The 18,939-nt window shown below is 58.6% G+C and carries 20 protein-coding genes and 2 pseudogenes; 9 read left to right on the top strand and 13 right to left on the bottom strand.

Annotated elements, in window-relative coordinates; translation table 11 throughout:
* Positions 1-89: 89 nt before the first annotated feature.
* The 3 genes and pseudogenes from ML401_RS24655 to ML401_RS24645 form a co-directional block, all read right to left on the bottom strand.
* Positions 90-1,340: an ABC transporter substrate-binding protein gene (locus ML401_RS24655; protein WP_285807230.1), complete on the bottom strand. Its 1,251-nt coding sequence runs from the start codon at positions 1,338-1,340 to the stop codon at positions 90-92.
* A gap of 921 nt (positions 1,341-2,261) precedes the next feature.
* A pseudogene (locus ML401_RS24650) lies at positions 2,262-2,668 on the bottom strand (hypothetical protein).
* 279 nt (positions 2,669-2,947) lie between these two features.
* Positions 2,948-3,384, bottom strand: a pseudogene (locus ML401_RS24645) (sigma-70 family RNA polymerase sigma factor); the annotation flags it as partial.
* 406 nt (positions 3,385-3,790) lie between these two features.
* Here ML401_RS24645 and ML401_RS24640 point away from each other — a divergent pair.
* Positions 3,791-4,036, top strand: a complete 246-nt coding sequence (locus ML401_RS24640; protein WP_285807229.1) for a hypothetical protein — start codon at positions 3,791-3,793, stop codon at positions 4,034-4,036.
* 254 nt (positions 4,037-4,290) lie between these two features.
* On the opposite strand, the gene ML401_RS24635 is transcribed toward ML401_RS24640, so the two are convergent.
* Both ML401_RS24635 and ML401_RS24630 read right to left on the bottom strand, forming a co-directional pair.
* Positions 4,291-4,596 (bottom strand): response regulator, encoded by a 306-nt coding sequence (locus ML401_RS24635; protein WP_376717298.1) that lies wholly within the window; start codon positions 4,594-4,596, stop codon positions 4,291-4,293.
* Positions 4,597-4,648: 52 nt separating this feature from the next.
* Positions 4,649-6,832 carry a PAS domain S-box protein gene (locus ML401_RS24630; RefSeq protein WP_285807227.1) on the bottom strand — a complete coding sequence of 728 codons (2,184 nt, stop codon included), beginning with the start codon at positions 6,830-6,832 and terminating at the stop codon, positions 4,649-4,651.
* 548 nt (positions 6,833-7,380) lie between these two features.
* Here ML401_RS24630 and ML401_RS24625 point away from each other — a divergent pair.
* Positions 7,381-7,716, top strand: coding sequence for a response regulator (locus ML401_RS24625; protein WP_285807226.1), 336 nt, complete (start codon positions 7,381-7,383; stop codon positions 7,714-7,716).
* On the opposite strand, the gene ML401_RS24620 is transcribed toward ML401_RS24625, so the two are convergent.
* The 3 genes from ML401_RS24620 to ML401_RS24610 all read right to left on the bottom strand — a co-directional run bounded on the left by ML401_RS24620 (position 7,713) and on the right by ML401_RS24610 (position 9,486).
* A complete protein-coding gene (locus ML401_RS24620) occupies positions 7,713-8,057 on the bottom strand; it encodes a response regulator (RefSeq protein ID WP_285807225.1) in 345 nt (114 codons plus the stop codon). The genes ML401_RS24625 and ML401_RS24620 overlap by 4 nt on opposite strands.
* Before the next feature lie 690 nt (positions 8,058-8,747).
* Entirely contained in the window at positions 8,748-9,230 is a 483-nt protein-coding gene (locus ML401_RS24615) for a hypothetical protein (protein ID WP_376717297.1), read from the bottom strand.
* Positions 9,231-9,327: 97 nt separating this feature from the next.
* Positions 9,328-9,486: a hypothetical protein gene (locus tag ML401_RS24610; RefSeq protein ID WP_376717381.1), complete on the bottom strand. Its 159-nt coding sequence runs from the start codon at positions 9,484-9,486 to the stop codon at positions 9,328-9,330.
* Between the two features lie 104 nt (positions 9,487-9,590).
* Here ML401_RS24610 and ML401_RS24605 point away from each other — a divergent pair, with 104 nt between their 5' ends.
* The 4 genes from ML401_RS24605 (at position 9,591) to ML401_RS24590 (ending at position 12,029) form a co-directional block, all read left to right on the top strand.
* On the top strand, positions 9,591-9,830 hold the full coding sequence (locus tag ML401_RS24605; RefSeq protein WP_285807224.1) for a hypothetical protein: 240 nt from the start codon (positions 9,591-9,593) through the stop codon (positions 9,828-9,830).
* Positions 9,831-10,106: 276 nt separating this feature from the next.
* Positions 10,107-10,223, top strand: coding sequence for a hypothetical protein (locus tag ML401_RS24600; RefSeq protein WP_376717296.1), 117 nt, complete (start codon positions 10,107-10,109; stop codon positions 10,221-10,223).
* Between the two features lie 380 nt (positions 10,224-10,603).
* Positions 10,604-11,338, top strand: coding sequence for an outer membrane protein (locus ML401_RS24595; RefSeq protein ID WP_285812733.1), 735 nt, complete (start codon positions 10,604-10,606; stop codon positions 11,336-11,338).
* 364 nt (positions 11,339-11,702) lie between these two features.
* Positions 11,703-12,029 (top strand): nuclear transport factor 2 family protein, encoded by a 327-nt coding sequence (locus ML401_RS24590; RefSeq protein WP_285807223.1) that lies wholly within the window; start codon positions 11,703-11,705, stop codon positions 12,027-12,029.
* Positions 12,030-12,084: 55 nt separating this feature from the next.
* Here the strand turns inward: ML401_RS24590 and ML401_RS24585 are convergent, their stop codons facing one another.
* The gene (locus ML401_RS24585) at positions 12,085-12,288 is read right to left on the bottom strand and encodes a hypothetical protein (RefSeq protein ID WP_285807222.1); all 204 of its coding nucleotides are present in this window, start codon (positions 12,286-12,288) and stop codon (positions 12,085-12,087) included.
* A 172-nt stretch (positions 12,289-12,460) separates the two neighbouring features.
* On the opposite strand from ML401_RS24585, the gene ML401_RS24580 reads away from it, so the two are divergent.
* The gene (locus ML401_RS24580; RefSeq protein WP_285807221.1) at positions 12,461-12,751 is read left to right on the top strand and encodes a hypothetical protein; all 291 of its coding nucleotides are present in this window, start codon (positions 12,461-12,463) and stop codon (positions 12,749-12,751) included.
* A 645-nt stretch (positions 12,752-13,396) separates the two neighbouring features.
* Here ML401_RS24580 and ML401_RS24575 read toward each other — a convergent pair.
* Together ML401_RS24575 and ML401_RS24570 are read right to left on the bottom strand one after the other, a co-directional pair.
* A complete protein-coding gene (locus tag ML401_RS24575) occupies positions 13,397-13,570 on the bottom strand; it encodes a hypothetical protein (RefSeq protein WP_285807220.1) in 174 nt (57 codons plus the stop codon).
* Between the two features lie 684 nt (positions 13,571-14,254).
* Positions 14,255-15,235 (bottom strand): ABC transporter substrate-binding protein, encoded by a 981-nt coding sequence (locus ML401_RS24570; RefSeq protein ID WP_285807219.1) that lies wholly within the window; start codon positions 15,233-15,235, stop codon positions 14,255-14,257.
* A gap of 840 nt (positions 15,236-16,075) precedes the next feature.
* Between ML401_RS24570 and ML401_RS24565 the strand changes: the two genes are divergently transcribed.
* Together ML401_RS24565 and ML401_RS24560 are read left to right on the top strand one after the other, a co-directional pair.
* Positions 16,076-16,240 carry a hypothetical protein gene (locus ML401_RS24565; RefSeq protein WP_285807218.1) on the top strand — a complete coding sequence of 55 codons (165 nt, stop codon included), beginning with the start codon at positions 16,076-16,078 and terminating at the stop codon, positions 16,238-16,240.
* Between the two features lie 283 nt (positions 16,241-16,523).
* Complete coding sequence (locus ML401_RS24560; protein ID WP_285807217.1) at positions 16,524-16,898, top strand: hypothetical protein; 375 nt, start codon at positions 16,524-16,526, stop codon at positions 16,896-16,898.
* Between the two features lie 26 nt (positions 16,899-16,924).
* Here ML401_RS24560 and ML401_RS24555 read toward each other — a convergent pair whose 3' ends face one another.
* Both ML401_RS24555 and ML401_RS24550 read right to left on the bottom strand, forming a co-directional pair.
* Complete coding sequence (locus ML401_RS24555; RefSeq protein WP_285807216.1) at positions 16,925-17,251, bottom strand: low affinity iron permease family protein; 327 nt, start codon at positions 17,249-17,251, stop codon at positions 16,925-16,927.
* 1,029 nt (positions 17,252-18,280) lie between these two features.
* On the bottom strand, positions 18,281-18,703 hold the full coding sequence (locus tag ML401_RS24550; protein WP_376717380.1) for a DUF72 domain-containing protein: 423 nt from the start codon (positions 18,701-18,703) through the stop codon (positions 18,281-18,283).
* Positions 18,704-18,939: the final 236 nt, after the last annotated feature.

Here is an 18,939-nt window from a genome sequence, read left to right as displayed (position 1 = left end):
AATCTGGTCTATGGCGGCAGTCCGGCCGCGCCGTGAGGGAGGTGCTGCGTCCGCCGCATGTGGAATGCTCCCGGGAGCAGCCCTGCCGATCAATTACTGAGCTTGATGAAGCTCGGGAACTTGATGTCGACCTTGGCGACGTCCTTAGGCCAGACCGCGCTCTGCTTTCCGTCCTGCCATTGCAGCATCAGGCCGGTGATCAGGCCCTTGCCGTATTTAATCGAGTGCGTGAACGGATCGTCCTTGCCGTAGAACTGGACGCGGCCGATGGTGCCTTCCCAATCTGTCGCTTCCAGCGCGGTGACGAGCTTGTCGGCCTCGGTCGATCCGGCCCGTTTCACCGCGTCTGCAATGTAATAGACTTCGTCATAAGCGGTGTAGCCGGCATAGGAGGGATAGTTGCCGAATTTCTTCTTGAAATTTTCCGCGAACGGCACCGATTTCGGCGTCACAGCTACGCCCGGCCCGGAGACGCCCTGGTAAAGCACGCCCTCAGCCGCCTGGTTGGTGTCCTTGCCGAACGTCTCGTTGGTCGCCTGCGAGGCAATGCCGAACATCGGTATCGGAACCTGCTGGTTCTTCCACTGTACCGTCGGCTGCACGCCGACATGCGAAATGCCAGTGATGATGACGTCGGGCTTGGAGCCTTCGATCTTGTTGAAGATGGGCGTGAAGTCGGTGGTGTCTGGCGAGAAGCGGATGTGATCCAGCACTTTCAGCCCGACCTTGGGCAGGCATTCCTCGTAGCCGACGTCAAGCGGCTTCGTCCAAGCTGCGTCTTCGCTCATGATAACCGCCGTCTTCATCTTCATCTTGTCCACGAGAAGCTCCTTGGCCGCGTCGCAGACCGACAGCGCCAGTGCCGCCGAGGTCAGGTAGCCGTGGAAGGTGTACTTGTTCTTCTCGTAGTCGGCGTGAACGCTCTTGCTGATCTCATTGGAGGCCGCGCCTGGCGTGACGAAAGGCGTCTTTAGGCGCGAGGCCCAGGGCTCCAGGGCCAGTACCACCTCGCTTATATAGCTGGCGATGACGGCATTGACCTTGTCCTCGTTCACCGCGCGCTGGAATGCTCGCACCGAGTCGGCCGAGGAGGAGTGGTTGTCGTAGCCGATGATCTGAATTGTCCTCCCGTCGACGCCTCCTGCGGCATTTATTTCCTCGGCGGCGAGCTGAGCCGCCTGTGGGATCGAAGCGCCGGCGATAGCCTGGGCCTCCGCGATCACGCCGATCTTAATCAGATCCGCGGCCGTCGCGGCGCCGGTGGTCGCAGCAAGCAGAGCGAACGCCCCTAGGAACCGCGGGAGACCTGCGATCTGTGGCAATTGAGTTGTGAACTTCATTGCGTTTCACTCCGTTTTTGTTGTTAGCTTCTAATGAGCGATTTCATCGACGCTACACCTACCGTCACAAACGCAGCAATGCGAGTGCGCGCAGGTCGCCATGCAAACAGAGGCGAGCAACTAAAGTAGTGGGTGGAATATGGTCTCGTGTCGCCTGACTTGCTGATGATGCTGAGCTTGTCCTTGCCTCCCTCGAGTTCTGCTTTGGTATAAGCCGACTCACGCTGAGAAGTCCCGCCCGATAGAAAGTCTTGGTCCTGCAATACTGGCCAGTTGTTGAAAGTGCCGGCCCCACTCCCGGGACCGCATCGATCGATGCCCGGCGATGATGCGGCGGTCAAACCAAGGATTTGACTTCAGGGCGCGCAATTGGCCACCGAGAGATGCGAGCCTGATTGCGGCTGACGCGAACAAGCAGCGCCGATCGCTGCAGGACTGGCGCAGGATCTCGATCCGACCAGGCCTAGCCGCGGAAGGAGTATTCGGCAACCCTGGACGATCCGGCGTGGGTCGCCGCCAGCGATGTCGCGCTGAACTGTCGCGCCATGACGTAGGAATATCGCAGGCCCGCGGCAAGTTTTTGGACGACCGCGCCGACCACGATCGTACGGCACGTGCTCTCTTCGGCGGAAATGGCCCCCCGTTTAGCTTGAGGTACTTGGTGTCATTCGAGCGAAACCGGTTCGCGGCTGGCCATCACGCCCGGGTTCGGCTCCCCGGTCTACATTTAGGCCTTGCCTGCTCGGTAGAATGCCTCGTGCATACATCCGCGGCCCGCTAGCCAAATCAAAGTGTGTTCGGTAGCTCGGAGGGGCATGGCCGCAAACAAGGTAACGGCGGTACGCTTGGGCTGGGACGGCAACCGACGGGCCGGGACTATCAAGCCGCCATCGCTGGCGACCTTTTTTCGTTCAACCTTCCTCAGGAGGCGTTCGCCCTTACCCATTCACGGGCCTCACGGCGACGCTCCCGGCGCCGGTTGGCTCGATCGGCGAGCTACCGCAGCGGTGGAACGGGCGGTGTGGACGCCGCAATGGAATCTTCATCCGCAGGCACGTGGACAGTCTCCGACGTCGCTGGAGCGGCCTCCATGACCTTGAGCACTGCCCGTCCTTTGGCTGTGATCTTCCATCCCCCGCTTAGGCGCTCGACCAGGCCTTGTGACCAGATGTCCAGGTCGGGCGCCTTGGCCGCGAGCCGCCTCGCCCTGTCCGTCCAGTCGCGGCACTCGTCGCCAGGATAGCCATGTCACGCTTGAGGTCTTCCGTCACGGCAAACCCGTCCGGGTATGCCGCCAAGATCTTCAAAACAGTGACCTGGAAGTTCACGCCAGCACCTGCGATCAGCGCCACATCGTCGGCGCATGCGAGAGGGCGTCGCGGCGAACCTACCTAAGGCCCTCGGCCGATACTCGGACGTGGGTACGGGCCCCGATCTCGCGGTGCGAGACGCTTTCACAGATTTCATCGAAAATGGCGCGTAAAAGCGCGGTGGTTGCGGCGTTGAAAATGAATTGCCCCTTAAGGGAAAGTCTATTCTAACCTGGTTTTCCCCGCCTTGGGAATTCGGGCATGTTAAGTTTTGGAGCGTGTGCAATGCGGAACACCAAGTCTGCTCTTCAGCTTGCGGAGGTTGAAGAACAGCTTCTTCTGCGCCGCGGTGGTGCCGAGCTTGACCAGCGACCAAGATCTGAGGATGTACTCCTGCACGGCCGCTTTGATCCACCAAGTCGCATAAGTTGCGAGCCGAAAGCCTCTTTCGGGATCGAACCGTTTGACGGCCAACATCAGGCCGACATTGGCCTCGGAGATGAGGCCGGCGATGGCAAGGCCATAGCGGCGATACTGGATCGCGATTTCGCCGCCAGCCGCAGATGGCTGGTCACCAGCCGGTAGGCCGCCTCGGGGTCGCCCCGATCACGCAGGCGGCGCGCATATTCGATCTCGTCCCTAGCTTCGAGCAGCGGAAATCGGCGGACCTCATTCAGATAGCGGGACAGCCGTCGTTCGGAATGAATCGCGGGAAGCGACGAGATAGCTAACATCGTACGCTCCTCACCGACGTTGTTGCGGTAGAGCCGGCGCGCCCTGCGACTTGACGCATTGAGCGCAGGATCACGCGTGCGGCGGGGCTGGCAGGCGGCGCGACTAGGGTCCAGGCTTTCTTCATGTCCAAATCCTCCGGGGAGCAAGATGGTCAGAACCACCGGATAACCTGACCCGCTGAGCCCAATCAGGGACGCTTTCAGGCCGGTGATGCCTCTAAAATTTGAAAGCGGACTGAATGTTCCGGCATGAATGCGCGAGAATTTCCCAAGACGTCGCACCCTCACGCACGGCGAAAGCCTTTCTCTGCCGCACAGGCTCCCTTGAACCGCGACGTCTCCATTCTACTTTAGCTACGTGCAGGCGGGCGGTATGCGGAGCTCCCTGAGCGGCCGGTCTGCACCTATGCTTGATTCGTGGTTGGATAATTATCGTGATCTCGTCAGCGCGGCCCTCGCGCTGTTTTGCGCCGGCGTGATGTTGGTGGCCGGTCATCTCTGGATCGAATGGCGTGCCAGGCAAGCCGATCCCGGCTTGGAAATGGAGGTGCGGCAGAGCGAAGAGGATCGCCTACCGGTGATCTCGAACGGTTTGCCGCCGAGCAGGAAAATCGAGGTTCTGGCAGAGCCTAGGAATAAGCGGGCCGTGTAGAAGCCGCTCTCGCCACCATCACCGCCGCGCGCCCGGCGCTTGCTCAAATCGCCCGCAAGCCTTCCTTGGGCATTCCCTGAATCAGCGCATCGATATCGTTCCGTTGAAGGGTTTCCTTTCTTCGCAGCCCCGTCCAGAACCGGCCCTGCTGTTCACGGCGGCGTGCTCCTCAACAACGCGCAGGCCTCATCCATCCGTGATGGCTTGGATTCTTTACCCTCTGTCTGTTTGAACGCTTCTAGATTGCCATCTACTCAAGGCAGCGACAGAAGCGTCAGCAGTTTTTCCTTCAATTGGTCTACCGAGAAAGGCTTGCCAATCGCGGGCGCATCCTTGAACTCGTCCTCCAAGGGCGGTGCGCCATAGCCCGTGCTGAACAGGAAGGGGATTCCGCGGTCCCGAAGGACGCGAGCCGCCGGGAAGACAAACTCTCCGGCTAAGTTGACATCCAACAGCGCCAGATCAAAGGAGCCGGTAGCCGCCAAGTCGCATGCTTTTTTGACATGAGCCGCAGAGGCAACGACCTTGAGGCCCAATTCCTCGAGCATGTCTTCGATCATGAGAGCGACCAAACCTTCATCCTCAACGAGGAGGACCCTGGCGCCGGACGCCTCAGACATTGGCGGATGCCAGCCTGATCGGAAATACGATGCGGCACCGAGTACCCGCTGGCTCAAACAGCAGATCGAACTCGCCTGCAAGATCATGCTCGACGCAACGTTCCATCAGCCGCGTGCCGAATCCTCGCCGCTTGGGGGGCGTAACCGTTGGACCCCCGCGTTCGATCCATTCGCATTGTAGGACGAATTGAGACCGTTCGCTCTCAACGATCCTCCAGGTGAGCGAGACGGTTCCGCCCGGCACGGACAATGAGCCGTATTTGGCCGCATTGGTCAAAAGCTCGTTGAGAACCATCGTGACACTCAACGCCATACGCGCGTCAAGATCGACGTGCGGCCCGGCTGTGGAAACCCGTCCGCCGGAGACCGGCGCGACGATGTCGTGAACCAGTTGCTCCAAGGGCGCATTTTGCCAATGCCGGGTCGTGAGAAGGTCATGAGCACGAGCAAGGGCCATCAGCCGCCCTGTGAACGTCGGCAGAAATTCCTGCAGATCGGCTGCATGGCGAGCGGTCTGGCTCGCGAGGGACTGCACCGTGGCAAGCGTATTCTTGACGCGGTGATTCAATTCGTCGATGAGCACCTTTTGTGCGTTCTCTGCCTGCTTTCGCTCACTGATGTCGACGAGCATGTTGATGGCGCCGACCAGTTTTCCTTCCGCATCGCGCAGCGGAGTCGGATAAGGAATGAACGGCACGCGTCTGCCATCTGGACGTTCGGCGATTGCCTCGGCCCCACGAATCGGACGATTTTCACGAAGCGCGACCGCCATCGGACATTGGTCGTGCGGTAGAGGCGAGCCATCGGGCCAATAAAGTTTCCAGGTGACGCACCATTCGTCGCCGGGCTGCGGAGTTCTGCCCGCCATCTCCACCGCGGCCCGATTGAAGAAGTTGATACGGCCCTCGGCATCGGTGGTGTAGATCGCTGCCGGCAGCGCCTCAAGCAAATCGCGCATGCGCTGCTCGCCCTCGCGCAGACGATCCTCCAACTGTTTGGTAGCCGTGACGTCTTGGGCAATACGCACGCCGTAAAGAAAGCGACCATTTGGATCGCGCACCGATGAACTCGAAATGTCGAGATGCCGCACAGAACCATCAGGCCGCAACGTTGTCTTCCGGATTGTATAATTATCAATCTCGCCGCGCACCTGAGTCGCATAGAGCTCGGCGTCCTTCGTCCGGTCACCTTCATCGGTGTAGTCGAGGAAGGTCATTGCAAGCAGTTCCTCGCGTGAGCGCCCCGTAATGCGACAAAGAGAATTATTGACCCGCAGGAGCCGGCCGTTCTCGTCCGCTTCGGATATGCCCACCATGGCGGCCTCGTACGTTGCCGCAAGTCGTGCATCACTGGCTTGCCTTGCCTCATCGGCGTGTCGCAAGGCCGTCACATCTACGGTGAAGCAGCGCGTGTTCACGAACTTGCCGTTCACGAACCGGCCGTTTGACGTAATCAGGACATGCTTCAATGAGCCATCACGCGCCCTCAACCGTGCGGGATAACGGTCGAGCGGCTGGCCGCACGACAGACGCTGAAGGATGTCGCCGATCACCGGCGCGTCGGCATGAAACTCTGCGATGTGGCGGCCGATGTACTCCTCTGGGCTGTAGCCGAGCAGCGCCAACTCTGCCTTGTTGGCGCGCAGGATGATGCCTTGACTACTAACGATATGAAGGCCGACCGCGCTATTCTCAAAAAAGTCCTCTAGGTCCTGAGTCTTCTGTCGGACGTCTTCTTCGATCCGCTTGCGTTCTGTGATGTCCTGAAAGCAATTGATGGCGCCCTGGATGGCTCCTGAGTGGTCGCGCAACGCCTGGATATTGACCAACGCTGTAAAGCGACACCCATCCGGTCGGCCCATTATGACTTCGGTGTTCCGGGTCGGTGTTCCCAACTGGACTGCGGTGGCCATGGGACAATCACTATGGGCGAGAGGGCTGCCGTCCAAGAGGTATAGCTGGTGCGAACCGCAGAAACGTTCCTTCCGGGAGGGATCGGGGGTCCGGCCCCATAGTCTGACCGCCTCGGTATTATAACCGACCAACCATCCCTCAGCGTCGCAAAGGTAAACCGCGCCGGGGATGGCATCCAGCGCGGTTTGGCCAGCAGCCACCAGCGCCTCAAACTCCGTCGGTTGGCGGCGGGCGGAGAGCGGAAATTCTTCGACGTTAGACATAAAGCGTCTCTCGGGGCGAGAAACGACCCAACGAGGGGTCAGACCATGTTGGGAAGGGCGGCTCCCCCGCTGGGCCACCGAACCACTTTTAACGCCTCAGATAGCTAGTGGTTCCCTTATGGCTCGCACAGCGCGTGGGCGATAGGTTCGGGCAGGCCTCGATCGTCGTCAAATGTTCAACGGCTCAAGCATCGTAGATCAACTGGAGCGAGCAAGGTCATTCTTTTTGGGCGGCTGCAAACCGGTCGAACTAAGCCACTAGTCAATGTGTGCAGCTATTTCGGCTTGTCGGGCTCTTTTCAGCGTTGCCTGTCGGACGGGGCCGTAGGGAAGTAGCTGCCTATTCCCTCAACTGTCTCCCTCTTCAAGCAGTCGTTCTTTACGCGACGAGTTCACCTTGCGCCTCCTTCCAACATTAGGCGGAGCCGGCGTTCTCATCGCCGATAGTGGCCAAGATCCGCGCGGCGATAATCGACAAGCGCAGCGAAGGTTAAGTTCCAAAAAGGGGCGATTCGGGAACCTTTGGCAGTGAGAGCTGTTCCCGTTCCATGGTACTTGCTGTTGATGATGACGCTGATGTCCCCGATGTCATGGCAAGCATGCTCGAAGACCTGGGGTGTGAAGTAGTCTGCGCACACAGCGGCGCCGAAGCTCCTGACGTGCTGAAAAGTTATGAGGGAATTTCCATGCTGATCACCGACATCAATGTGCCCGTCATGGATGGGCACGAGTTAGCAGAACGGGCAACCCGACTTCGGCCTAGCCTAAAAGTGCTTCAGCTTTCCGGTCGAGAACGGCGCCGGGATGCATTTCCGTTGATCCGAACGCCATTCTCCGAAGACGACTTGGCCCGTGTCCTGGAGCAAACTACCGGACGCTGTTAGCCCAACAGCTTCGCCATGCAGCGCTGAAGCTCGTCCATTGGGAAGGGCTTTTGCAGAACCGGATGATCCTTGAAGGTCTGCGGCATGCCGTCAGCCCCATAGCCGCTCGCAAAGGCAAATGGGATGCCGCGCTTTTCCAACTCTATGGCAATGGGCTCAGAACTATCTTTGCCGAGCTGCAGATCCAAGATTGCGGCATCGACGCCCGGTGCAGAGGCGAGCATCAGTCCAGATGTGAGATCGGGGGCCTCTCCCGCAACGCTATGACCAAGCTCCGTTAGCATGTCCGCGATCATCATTCGGATCAGAGCTTCGTCCTCGACCAAGAGTACGGATGCCATGGGTTTTTCCTTGTAGCTAATGGCGCTGCGACCGCCTAGCCGCCGCTGCAAAGGTGGGCAGCCCTATAGCGCGTAGCTCTCCAAGAGAATGTTGGCCCGCTTCGGCGGCGTGCAAAAGCTGCTCCGCGATCACCTTCCGAACTTCCTGGTCTCCACCGCTCGGAAGCTCACGGCAGACTTCTTCCAGCACCACGTCCAAATTTGACATGACACGATCAGACAGAGACATCGCCGTCCAAAGTATGTTCCTGCAAAAGGAACCTTTGTTCCTCGTCATTGTTCCCTGTCAAGATGCCAGCATCATTTTGCGGTGTTTCATGGGGAGACTGCAATGTCAAAAAGCGGAACTCGGATCAAGCCTGCAAAAACGTTCCAGGACCGTTTGATTGAAGAGGCCGCCTAATTTCGCGAAGCGGCTGATCAGCTGGCCCCGGGCACCGAACGCGACCTCCTGATGAAGCGCGTACATCAGGCCGAGCAAGCAGCGCAGATAGACAATTGGCTGGCTAAGCCGAATGCCGGCGCCCCTGCATCCATCGGAAACCTGTTAAGAACCGAGGCTTCGCGCTGAGATTGTTGCGTGTGGCCCGCATCCAAATGCAATTCGCGGGGACTGATTGCGTGAAGCTCCTTACCGAATATCTTGAGCGCGCGGTCCAACTGGAAGGGCTGGCGGCCGGTGAAATCGACTCAACCTTCAAGGATCAATTGCTCGCGCAAGCTCAGTCCTATCGCAAGTTGGCAGCCAAGCGCGCGCACGAATATGGGCTTCCGATGCCCAGCCCTCCGGATCAGGCGGTCTACCACCGATAAGAAGGCTGAATTTCGCAACAATGCCCCGCGCGTGATCTCTATCCATCTAATCACGAGCGGAGAAGGTTTCCTGGACGACGACATCGCTGGGTGCGTGCGGTTCTTGACCTTGATCCAATCCTGTGAGCGGCCAGCCCCATAACGGCGATCGCGCCGTTTGGAAACGAGGCCCTCCAAGCCTCGGCGCACCGCTGCGTGAAACAGCTCCGGACCGATCTCGCCTGACTCGAACGGAGCGACGAACATGCCGTCCGGCCGGCGGCGCAGCAGCCGCGATAGATTGGTCTTGCGCATGGTCAGGGGCAGTTGCCGAAGATCCTCGCCGCCGAGTGCCAGGAGGTCGAAAGCGTAGAGCTGCACCTCATCGTATGCTGTCGCAAGTGCAGGCGTTGAAGTCGGACGTCGACGCCAAGCACCACCTCCTCGCCGTCGATGACGAATTGCTGCTCGCGGTTCTTCAGCACGGCCTGCACGATCCAGGGAAACGGTCGGTCCAGTTATCGCCATTGCGGGTCAGCAGACGGACGGACTTTCCGTTGCGCTCGACCCGCAGGCGGTAGCCGTCGTACTTGATTTCGTGGAGCGGGGCACGGCCTTGGCGGCCGTGGGCAGGCAGAACTCGAACGCGTTGGGCAAGCGGTTCATCTAGGTACAGCTGGTCAAAAGTGGAGTCCCGCGGCTACCATTCTTTGTGAACTGAGTCGCAAGGGAGAGAGAAGGATGGCTGTCAATAAGCCGGCTGGCGACAATGCCAGGAAGGGCGCTGTCAAGAAACGCTCGCAAACCAAAACCACAATTGGTGGAGCAAGCGGCTGGACCAAGCGCGACAGAAGCTCCGGGGAGTTCATGGCCGTCAAGAAACCGAAGAAGGAGGCGAAGAACGCCAAAAAGTTCAAGGGCGTGCGCGTCGAGAAAAAGAAGGCGAAGAAGACCGCAAAGGAAAAAACCGCGAAACGCTAGTGTCGATTGCCCGGCCGCTTCGGCGAGGGTTTTAGCAGCAGCGGCCGCTTCGTTTCCGTTGACGCGAACTTTGTCTCGAAGCCCTCGGGGCAGCAGCGGTAGCTCGTCGGGGTCTGCCGCGTTGTAAGCAGGGGCGCCCGCACCGTCGCAGCCACACCGGCCACGGCACGCAGAAGCCCATCGAGTGCATGCGCCGGCCGATCCTGCACCACACGCTGCAGGAGACGTTGTCTACGACCCTTCCTTGGGAGTGGCACCACGATCATCGCGGCCGAAATGACCGGCCGCAGCTGTCATGGTGTCGAGCTTAACCCCGAGTATTGCGGGCTGGCGATCGCGCGATGGGAGCAGGTATCCGCGCGCAAAGCCCGACTGATCTCGAGAGCCGCGTAAAGCGGAGAAGGGCGGCGCACTGGCGAAGTGGGCGCCGCGGCCCGGCGGACGTACCCGGGAACGGATTGGGGGCTCGCTCGGATAGCAAGTTCGGCTTTGGCCCGTTTTCGGACATCACTTGGACGTCAGGATGTCAGCCAGGGCCAGAAGCGGAACACTCTGCCGGCGTTGAAGGCGTTCGGCACCCGTTTAACAAGTGCTAAGCCTCATGGAACTTAAGTATCTAATTCATATGAGCTATTTGGAATTATAGCAGAAGAGTGTTGCAAGCCCGCTACAGCAATGAGCGACGGAAAGGGTAAGGTGTCCGCGGCAGTGGGGGTACGCGCGGTTCTTTCAACTTCTTTTTTTGGGGAGACACCTAAGTGACAAGACTCCTAATGACGGCGGCCGGGGCATTGGCGCTCGGTCTCTCGGCTCCGGCCAACGCAGCAGATCTGGCTGCGCGTCCCTACACCAAGGCCCCTCCAATGGTCGCCGCCATCTACGACTGGAGCGGCTTCTACATCGGCGCCAACGGCGGTTGGGGCTCAAGTCGCAACAGCTGGGACTCGGTTGCTCCGTTCCTGGTAGGCCCCGAAGGTTCGCACGACGCAACGGGTGGCGTTGCGGGTGGTCAGATTGGCTATCGTTGGCAAACTGGAACCTGGGTGTTCGGCCTCGAAGCGCAAGGCGATTGGGCTGACCTGCGAGGGAGCAACTTGAGCACGCTCTTCGGACCCGGCTTCCGTAACGATTCGCGGATCAATGCGTTCGGTCTTTTCACGGGTCAGCTCGGCTGGGCCACCAACAACGTCCTGTTCTACGTCAAGGGCGGTGCTGCCGTGACAGACAATCGAAACCGGATTTACTCGACTGCGACTGGCGCCGTGCTTGCCAGCACTGGTGATGACACCCGTTGGGGCGGTACCGTCGGGGTAGGCTTTGAATACGGCTTTGCCCCGGGCTGGTCGGCTGGTGTCGAATACGATCATCTGTTCATGCAGGATCGCACCCTCACCTTCACAACCCCGGCGGGCGTTGCATTCGGAGCGGATCGCATTCGTCAGGATGTCGATCTCGTCACGGTTCGCGTGAATTACAAGTTCGGCGGGCCCTCCGCCGGACGGTACTAAACCTTTCAGCTTTCCCGTTTCCAGTAAACTGGCCCGGTCGCATTTGCGGTCGGGCCTTTTTCTTCATCATTTTGCTTTGGCTTGAATTGATTGGCTTGCACCAATGAGCGCCCGGCTGAAAGGCGATGAGTTGACTCCGCTGTGGGTCCAGCGGAGGTGAACGCCGGTGCTACCCAAAGTCTGCTCTACCTCCCACAGCCGACATCTCATTGGCTTGAACGCTGTTCGGCAAACGACTTCGACGATCACGCCGGTGGCGATTTTCTTTAGAAGAGGGCTTTGCCAATGGCGACTGGGCGTTCAGTTTCGGTTCATTGGAATGGTCCTAATTAGTCCGATCCTTAGTCGTAGAGGGGAGGGAAATTTGTCCTTCGACCCACTCGCTGCGGCGCTCGACTGGTTCGAGGCCTACCGCGCCGGCAAGATCGAGATCATTTTGGCAATGTACGCTGAGGATGCCGTCATTCGCTGCGGGTGCGGCGGTATGAAAGCCATTGCCGGGCCGAAAGGTCGACGTGCGTATTGGATCGACCGCTTGAACGAATATCCAGCCACCCAGCTTGCCGAGCTTCAGCCTGCGGATGACGGGGCGCTGATTTCTTACGGAGTGCGGGACCACGTCGTTCGTGCGATCCTTGCGTTCAATGCCCGCGGTCAGATTGCGTTGCACACATGCGGGCGATCACATTGAGACCAACAGCGGCAGAGCAGGGAAATTTTGATCTTCGCCTCGTTGTGACCCGCGTCTACGGTTTTGGAGCGTCTCCGGCGGGAGGCCTCCCGCTCTCCTGGCGCTCCACTAGTTCAAGCAGATCGAGCTGGCTTGCCAAAGCGAGGTAGGCATTGGAGACGCTCAACAGGACGTTGGTGAGGCGCGTTGCCGATTTTTCGTCGTTGGCGCGCTCACGATATCGCGCGGCGAGCTTTCGGCATTCCTCGGCATTGAGCATCGTGGCTGCTTAGTTCAACTTTCTGCGGAGCTTTGTGATCAGTTCGCGCAGGTCGCGAATGTATTCTTCAATAACTTGTTTCGCCTCTCGGGTGGGGGAGGAGCTGTCCTGCTTGCGGGAGTCGTTTTGATCCTTGTCCACGGGTCCAATCCGCAGAAGGTTCAGTCGGGATTTGTACCAGCAGCCGACGCCGCGTGTCGATTTGGGTGCAGCTTTGTCAGGCCTTCCGGGCGACTTGTTCACCAAAATTAATGCCATCGCCCGCGGAAGCGTTCCAATCCCTTTAGGGCGGCGGATGCTTCAGCTGAGCCACTCCGAAACCCGGAACGTTTGCCGGATTTTCCCGTTTTCTGCTTATGGGGAAACGATGGAGGAGAAAGCGATGCCTGTATTGATTCTTTGGGCCGTTCCTGCGGTCGTGGTGCTGGGCGGCGGAATTTACCTGATCAGCCATATGCATTGACAAGCCAGGCCATTGCGCTCCGACCTCGGATCGCAATGGGCCTCTTACTTGGGACACTTTGGTTCGTGCTTCCTGACACAAGGCAAGTAGCAACGTTTCTTCCAACTCTTAGCGAACAACGCCCGCAGCAGGGCATTGTGATCTCCTGCCGGTCCGGAAACCCAGCTTCAAGGTCGCCAGCAGTTCCGTTCAAGGCAGTGAAGGCACAAGGCCGCAACTACTCCTTGTGCTTCAGCAACGCCACCTTGCGATCGCGGCACCAGACTTCGAGATCGTGAGCGTCCTGGAGTGAAGCGCTCACTGCTTGGCCTTCTCTTCGTAGGCGCAATGCATCTCGTGGACGCTTCGAGGCGGCCTACATTCGGGGGGGCGGGATAGACTTGCGCTCTTTAGGATCACTTCGGCGGCTGCAGGCCAGGAGAACGTAGCCAATCATTTATGTGGGCGCCCGTGTCTGCAATCCGGGCCCGTCTCAATAGGTTTTCGCGCTCGGCTCCGGCGGGCGATTGATTGGCGCGTTCCTGCAGGTCGGCTGCCTGTGCGGCCAGCCTCTCTTCGAGGGGGCGCGTTTGCTTCACTCGTCTGCGTGTTTTGTCATGGGACGAACTCCCGCTAACGCTACGGAGAGAACGCCCAATACTAGGCTTAGTTCCAGAGCCGGAACACGCCCTTGTGCAGATCAGCGCCTTGGGCGAGCGTCATCCAATCAGCAGCGAGCTTGAGCCAGGCCTCGCGGTCCTCCTGCTTAGCTGCCTGCGCTGCCAGGCGTCGGCATTCTTCGGCTTCCAGCCGAAATCGTTCAGCGTCCTGTTCGCCCATGGACGGGAGACTAGTCGCCAGACAGTCGCCCGTCCACTTTCTTCAGGGCGGTGGAAACTCCAGTCAAGGGGAGCGGTTTCAATGCAATTTCTTGCGGAGTGACTTAGCGAGCTTCTACAGGTCCGCGATGTCGTCCTTGCTCGTCTGTCGTATCGCTTCTTCCTGAACAAACTTTTTTCCGGGCAGCCTCTTTGGCTTCGCTTTCTTGACCCTCGTCTGCCGATCGTACGGCAGCGGAGTCTGCGCCGTCTACGCCCTCAGGGCTGCGAACGCGAAATCGAGACGGCGGCCGAGGCCGTTAACACCACTCGGTTTGTCGGGTCCCGGACCTCGACCTTGATCATTCCGGTCTTGTGTTTCCGAGCGTCGTCTTCGATTGCCTGACCTCACGTTTTGAGGGCCAGGGCTTCGGCAGCGACCTCGTCGACGAGCTCGATGCCTTCATCGTCGATTGTGATGTCGTTTCCGCCCGGAATATCGAAGTGAAAGAACGGCATGATCGTTCGGGAACTACATCGCTGAGATGAAACTCGTAGAACAGTTGACCTTGGTCACTCTTCAGACGGCCCATCATGGATCGACCTCGTCGCGATTCGCGTCAACACATCGAAATCACGCTTGCTGGCTCCTCTCAACTGACTTTTGCAACAATATCGGCCAACTGCGGACTTCGACCCAGTAGTTTTATTCAATCACCTCGTCGGCGCGGCTCAGGAGCGTCGCGGGCACTTGAAGACCCAGCTCTTTCGCAGTTCGCATGTTGATCACAAGGTCTACTTTAATTGGGACCTGAACTGGTAAGTCGCTGGCCTTCGCACCTTTCAGGATTTTGTCAATGTATGGCGCGATGTCACTATAGAACTGAGTTAGGGGAGGTCCGTAGGAAATCAGAGCGCCTTCGATGATGAAAGGGTAAGACGTCGTAACTCTATGCTGCGCAGCGCTGGCGACGATCTTAGCTCGGTGAACGCCGACGAAGCTGTCCGAGGCCACAACTAAACCACTCCCGGGGGTGTCGCTAATTTTTCGGATCGCTTCATCAATGTCGTCAACTGTCCGGACGGGTGCCGCGGTGGGGATTATTCCCAACGATTTCGCGGCGCTTTCAAAGGCGTTCCAGTAATAGTCTCCGTGGCGGGGTGCTACATCGGGGTTGAAGAGGAGCGATGCGTTGTTCACCCTGGGATCAATTTCTTTAAGTAATTGAAGCCATTTGCCGGCGAGTGGTCCTTCGTAATTGATGAAACCGGTGACGTTGCGCCCGGGTCGGGGCAGGCTTTGAACAAAGCCGTCACCTACGGGGTCAGAAACATTTGTGAAGACGATCGGGGCCTTAATATTGCTCTTAAGGAGAACGCGCGTAATTGGCGTCGACGTTGGCACGACAACATCCCAGGGACCCTTCGTCAGCTCATTGATCTCCTTCTGAATGATCCCCAGGTCTGCGCCGGGCCAGCTGGCCTGTACAGTTAGGTTTCGACCCTCCGTCCAACCGAGCGCTTGCAGGCTTTGAATGATAGAGGCAAAGCGCGCTTGTCCGATTGGATCATCTACCAAATAGTTCATGACAATCGCAATGCGCCGCAAGCGCTCGCTCTGAGCGTCCCCCGCGCTGATCAAGAAAGAATGGGCGACCAAAAGCCCCAAGAAAGCACGTCGTTCCATGACTCCGCCTCAAGAGTTGTGGGCACATGCGTCATTCACGCTACCGAACCCCATCGATGCCGTCTAGGCGTTTTGGTCGGCTTTGGGTCCGAAGCCGACTCGGGCAGAGCAGGGCGTTGATCTGCTTGACTCCGCTAAGGGCTCTTATCGGACTCCAGGATCGCGCGCAGATCTAAGTTTTACCGTCGAGTCTTACACTGATCTGGTTCGCCAGAACCGAGCGGCGGTGGTGGTAATTCGCATGCGTTGGGCGTCAAATGCGGTCCAGTTCCTCCAACCTCAGCACTAAAGACGCATTTCGCCATAATGGTCTTGTCGAGATTGCCCGGGCCCGAGCCGCAATCTGCATGGGCCAAGACCGTGACTGCCAGAGCGCCATTCTGCTATGGCGGGGTGCCCAGCGGACATCCTTAACGATGCAACCATTTTCATTCCCTGCGAACGATACCACCGACCATGAGGCTTCGGGCGTCATGCGAATTCGCGTGAGGAATAACCCTTTTGGAGCTTCGAATGTCCGAAATTCCTTGATCTCCGTCCCGCTCAACGACGAACACGTACGGGCGTCGCCAAAATAAATGGGCCGCCGGCCTCTATAGATCTCCCCACCGAATTGGGACTGTGTGTTGGCCTTCCTTCTGATTTTTGCTCGGAGCAGGGCCTTCATCACGAATGCCCGTCTCCGCGCTTCCGCAATTTGGATCCAATGAAAGACCATCGAAGCGGATGAACCTGGCTCGAGGCGATCCTTCTGTTGAGCCGCAACTCGAGCTACCACCGGTAAACTGTTGGCAGTACGAGCAAGTGTTAGTGAACTTCTCAGATAAGAGCCCATTCCGGATGTCCGGCTTCGATTCAGTCAGCCTGACGCATTTTTCAATGCCTTGTGCGACAGCAGAGCTTGCGACGGTCAGCAACATTATTGTGGCGATTGCCTTTGGGAAAATTGGGTACATAGAACCTCTCAATATGTCGCTGAAGAAAATGAAATGCGCCGCGATATGATACTCAAGGTTGCACCCTCGTCCACTGAGGCGGGTCCTCCTGGCGCTCAAGCAAAACCGGTGGGCCGGCCCCAATTTTTCGCTAGCTGCGGGGGTCCAATCTGATGCAACGACCCCCTGATGCAACGCCATGGAGCTGATTTCGATGAACAAGTCCACTTTGAGTCCGATAGGCGACCTGGAGGCGCAGGCCGGAGAACTTAGTCGGAAACCTCTAACCCGTTTGCCATTGCGCATTCTATCTGCGCGACGAAACATGCGGGATCATTGAGGATGGTCATCCCATGGGGCTTTCGATCCGCTTCTACCTATTTGCTGAGGATGGCATCCAAGCGATCTCGCAGCGCGTGATGGGCTTGATCCGCGGTAAGGACGCTATGCCGCAATATGCAGGCACTAAACAGAGGATCGCAGACGTCATCGTTGAAAACGAGGGAAGGAAGCCGGTCCGCATCGAAAGGGTGCAGGGAAGCTACTTGACCTTCGAGGAGAAGGGGCAGGTCCATAGTGACCTTGTGGCCTCTGGGTTTGCAGCGCTCGAAACAGGTATGGCGCTGGCGGACGCTCTGAAAAAGCCGCACGCCAAGATCGTCGATATCACGCCTCAGCTCAACACCTCGCAAACGCTCTCGCTGAGGGCCGCCTGTGACCCAGTGTAGATCAGCCGCCACGTTCGATCACGCGCTCATCGCGAGGACTTCTTCACGTGATCGCGCTCGCGTTCGACCTCTTCGGCGTCCTTCTCGTCGACATTCATTAGCGAGTCCTTTGCGCCCTCATGGACCTTCAGGAGTTCGTCGAGCTTGGCGTGAAGGGCCTGGGTGTCGCGATGCTCGGCGCGCTGGATGAACAGCGTCATCGCCCATGTCGCCAGCGTCGCCACCGAATGCCAGTCGAGGTGGCCGAACGCCATCCAGGCGATCACGTAAGCGAGGAAGACGAGGAAGGCGGCCGGCCGCGCGGTTGCAGTTCCGAGCCACGTTAGCCATTCGCGTGGGGCGGCATAGGACATGGCGGCCTAACGCCGGCTGGTCCACGGTGTTCCTGGCGGCGGCAGCCAACGAAGCTGAGCGGCCTCTTAACAGTCTCGACTGACTACGCTCGGGGCGTTTGATATCGGCTGTTGGCCCGTCTGCGAAGTTGCGGCCGCGCCGGTCGCAGGTTAGCTCATCGCAGTAGAACGGATTAAATGTGCTCGACCTGAGTTTTTCGCATTTTGACACTAAGCTGTCATTCGCTGCTGAACAGACTGGTAACGCATTAGCCCTCGTTGAGCCAGTAAGCCTGACGTGTTGAAAGCTGATGTTGCCCACAGTAGATTGCCACTTTATCCCGTTTCTCTGCAGAAGCAGTCCTAGTAGTGCTTTTGTACTGTGGAGAACATTTATGCGAAGCTCTCGCGCAATGCTTTATCTCCAACGACTGGGCGAGCTCGCCTCTCAGCTCTCAGAATTGGAAGATCTTCGAGATTTAGTCGAAAATGCAGAGCGAAGCGCTCGCGGTGCGACTTCATTGCGCTCTAGAGGCTATGCTTCGCGCCGCCTCCGAGGTCGCGATTTCGGCGCCCTATCTGTCCGCCTCCGTCGCTACACGCCACCAAGCAGAGATGCAGGAGCTGTCAGGCACCCTGAGAACGACAATCAAATCGACGGGGCGTTGCTTGAGCCATTTCCCGACGGATGGTGGGCATCCCCCTAAAGCTCTTTCTCGCCGCTAGTGAATCAAGTTTTCTCATCTGCTTATGGCCCGTCAGACTAGGGCCGGTACATACTCTGATCGGCTTGCCTATGGCTGGCACGGAGGCGGGGCGAGATCGGAGAGGCGCAGATGGCCGAAAGGCCGGGTGTGGGTTGTCAGTCAACTACTGCCAAGAGGCCCTTCAAGGAAGCAGGTCGAGTGCGTTCTGGAGTTCTGCGCCGGCGGCAGTGTTGTCGAAGATGCACCAGGTCTCACAAGACGACGATGCTGCGAGCCTTGACTTCAGCGCGCGAAGGTATGCCCCGTCGTAGGCTGAGTAATAAATGCGCGGCGCTCCATGCAGTCAAAAATAGCGCAGGCCCGGCCGCCCGCCCGGCAGGCCGGCATCAGGCACCCGCGCCGGATCCGCAGCGACGCGGCTAATCCGACGTTCCCCAAGCCAAGTATCGACCTCGGGCATAAACCAGCTTTCGTGACGTGGCTCGCAAACGAGAGGGCTGAGGTGCTTTCTTGCAGTGTGCCGAGCAGGAGTTCCGCGTCTGACTCGACGAAAATTCTGCGAGGTTGCAAATTGAACGAGAAAAACGCCGAGCTTTGCGCCTAATCCGGCGCTCTCTTCGATGAAGCGATAGAGTTCACTCCGCGCTAGCTGCGATGAATGAGATACGGATTTAGGCACTTTCACAGAAAAGCGGAAATCATCCGGCGTCGCGTTGGCGCACTTCTCATAGGTCGAACGCCGGTGCGGCTTGGCCGCGGTTTCCAGGAAACAGTAGCGCGGCTTGGTTTCGAAGCCGACCTGCCTGAACGCCTCGGCCAGCGACCCGAACCGTTGAGCGTAGGTCTTGTATGAGGAATGCCCTTAGTCGTCATCATCAGTTTCAGCGACAAACGCCCCTTCCGACGAAACAGGTACGAAGCCGCTCAAGCATTTGCGCTAGCTGCTTGGTTGTTGCCGCCAGCGGAATCTACGACGGCCATTTCGGTCTCTTCTGGCATTCA

This window comes from Bradyrhizobium sp. 62B (assembly GCF_030272265.2).
Lineage (GTDB): Bacteria > Pseudomonadota > Alphaproteobacteria > Rhizobiales > Xanthobacteraceae > Bradyrhizobium.
The sequence above is the reverse complement of the archived record's forward strand: the minus strand, read 5'-3'. Positions and strand labels throughout refer to the sequence as shown.

Bases quoted from the DNA above. Each gene is read 5' to 3' on its own strand.
- ML401_RS24655 (WP_285807230.1), bottom strand. From the start codon at position 1,340: ATGAAGTTCACAACTCAATTGCCACAGATCGCAGGTCTCCCGCGGTTC.
- ML401_RS24640 (WP_285807229.1), top strand. From the start codon at position 3,791: ATGCTTGATTCGTGGTTGGATAATTATCGTGATCTCGTCAGCGCGGCC.
- ML401_RS24635 (WP_376717298.1), bottom strand. From the start codon at position 4,596: ATGATCGAAGACATGCTCGAGGAATTGGGCCTCAAGGTCGTTGCCTCT.
- ML401_RS24630 (WP_285807227.1), bottom strand. From the start codon at position 6,832: ATGTCTAACGTCGAAGAATTTCCGCTCTCCGCCCGCCGCCAACCGACG.
- ML401_RS24625 (WP_285807226.1), top strand. From the start codon at position 7,381: ATGGTACTTGCTGTTGATGATGACGCTGATGTCCCCGATGTCATGGCA.
- ML401_RS24620 (WP_285807225.1), bottom strand. From the start codon at position 8,057: ATGGCATCCGTACTCTTGGTCGAGGACGAAGCTCTGATCCGAATGATG.
- ML401_RS24605 (WP_285807224.1), top strand. From the start codon at position 9,591: ATGGCTGTCAATAAGCCGGCTGGCGACAATGCCAGGAAGGGCGCTGTC.
- ML401_RS24600 (WP_376717296.1), top strand. From the start codon at position 10,107: ATGACCGGCCGCAGCTGTCATGGTGTCGAGCTTAACCCCGAGTATTGC.
- ML401_RS24595 (WP_285812733.1), top strand. From the start codon at position 10,604: ATGACGGCGGCCGGGGCATTGGCGCTCGGTCTCTCGGCTCCGGCCAAC.
- ML401_RS24585 (WP_285807222.1), bottom strand. From the start codon at position 12,288: ATGCTCAATGCCGAGGAATGCCGAAAGCTCGCCGCGCGATATCGTGAG.
- ML401_RS24575 (WP_285807220.1), bottom strand. From the start codon at position 13,570: ATGGGCGAACAGGACGCTGAACGATTTCGGCTGGAAGCCGAAGAATGC.
- ML401_RS24570 (WP_285807219.1), bottom strand. From the start codon at position 15,235: ATGGAACGACGTGCTTTCTTGGGGCTTTTGGTCGCCCATTCTTTCTTG.
- ML401_RS24565 (WP_285807218.1), top strand. From the start codon at position 16,076: ATGTCCGGCTTCGATTCAGTCAGCCTGACGCATTTTTCAATGCCTTGT.
- ML401_RS24560 (WP_285807217.1), top strand. From the start codon at position 16,524: ATGGGGCTTTCGATCCGCTTCTACCTATTTGCTGAGGATGGCATCCAA.
- ML401_RS24555 (WP_285807216.1), bottom strand. From the start codon at position 17,251: ATGTCCTATGCCGCCCCACGCGAATGGCTAACGTGGCTCGGAACTGCA.